Below are 1,213 nucleotides of genomic sequence, written 5' to 3' on the forward strand. Positions count from 1 at the left end.
CTCCACCGGGATTGACCCTATCCTCTTCGTCGTCAGCGTCAGCTGTGTATAAGGGACAGGGGCGGCGGCGTCAGCGCTCGAGGCTGGAGGGGTGGAGTCGGTGTGCGTCGCCCTCAGCGCAGCCGATCGGCCAGTGCCACGGCATCGTGCGGAGCGCGGCCACGCGCGTCGTTATCGAAGTAGGCATAGACATCGCGCGGCACGCCGTCCGTCGAAGCGGTGCCGTCGAGCCAGCCGCGGATCCGATCGGCCCAGGCATCGAGCTCCGGCCCGGCGTAGCCGCTCGCGTAGAGCTCGGTGGAGCCGTGGAGTCGCACGTAGACGTGGTCGGCGGTGAGGGCGTCGAACACGGGCCAGCGGCCCGCGGTGTCGGCGAGGACGAGGGCGACATCGTGTGCGCGAAGGATCTCGGCCGCACGCGGGTCGGAGAAAGAGGCCGAGCGCGGTTCGAGCGCGTGGCGGAGGGGCATGTCGGCCTCGACCTCGAGCCAGTCGCGGCCGTCCAATCGCTGATCGTGCTGCCGGGCGAGTTCGAGGGCGGCGCCGGTCGTCCGCGGGAGCTGCGAAAGGAAGCCGTCGAGCACGTCGGGATCGAAGTCCACCCGTTCGGGCAACTGCCAGAGGAACGGGCCGAGGGTCGGGCCGAGCGCGAGCACACCGGACGCGAAGAAGTTGGCGAGCGCTGTGTGCACGCCGACGAGGCGCAGCATGTGCGTGACATACCGCGAACCTTTGACCGCGAAGACGAAGTCCGCGGGCACCTCTTCGCGCCAGCGCCGGTAGCTGGCGGGACGCTGCAGCGAGTAGAAGGAGCCGTTGAGCTCGACGCTGCGGAGGTGCTCGCCCACGTACGCGAGCTCGCGCCGCTGTGGGAGCCCGCGCGGGTAGAAATCTCCCCGCCAGCGTGGGTAGCGCCAGCCGGAGATTCCGACGAAGGCGGTCGCGCTCAGGCGTGGCCCTCGGCGGCGGGGAAGCCGGGGTCCACGGCGTCGCCCGTGTCGTCGGTGAGGTCGACGTGCTCTTCGGCCTCGGCGGCGTCTTCGCGGACCTCGTCGGTCACGGCGTCGGTGGGGGCGGCCGAGTCGGCGTGGGCGTCGTCGGCGTGGCGGGAGGGGATGTCAGGAGTGCTCATGCGTCCACGGTGCGCCCTCGACCCGTCGTGGTCGACAGGCTTGCGCGCGAGGGCGAGAGGGGACAGGGGACGGGGGAGGAC

The 1,213-nt window shown here is 71.2% G+C and carries 2 protein-coding genes; both read right to left on the reverse strand.

The window, feature by feature from the left end; all coding sequences use genetic code 11:
- Positions 1-113 precede the first annotated feature (113 nt).
- Positions 114-950 carry a DUF72 domain-containing protein gene (locus tag NS283_RS17970; RefSeq protein WP_058598209.1) on the reverse strand — a complete coding sequence of 279 codons (837 nt, stop codon included), beginning with the start codon at positions 948-950 and terminating at the stop codon, positions 114-116.
- Positions 947-1,132, reverse strand: coding sequence for a hypothetical protein (locus NS283_RS17975; protein WP_058598210.1), 186 nt, complete (start codon positions 1,130-1,132; stop codon positions 947-949). The genes NS283_RS17970 and NS283_RS17975 overlap by 4 nt, the downstream gene beginning before the upstream one ends.
- Positions 1,133-1,213: the final 81 nt, after the last annotated feature.

This window comes from Microbacterium testaceum (genome assembly GCF_001476285.1).
Lineage (GTDB): Bacteria > Actinomycetota > Actinomycetes > Actinomycetales > Microbacteriaceae > Microbacterium > Microbacterium testaceum_B.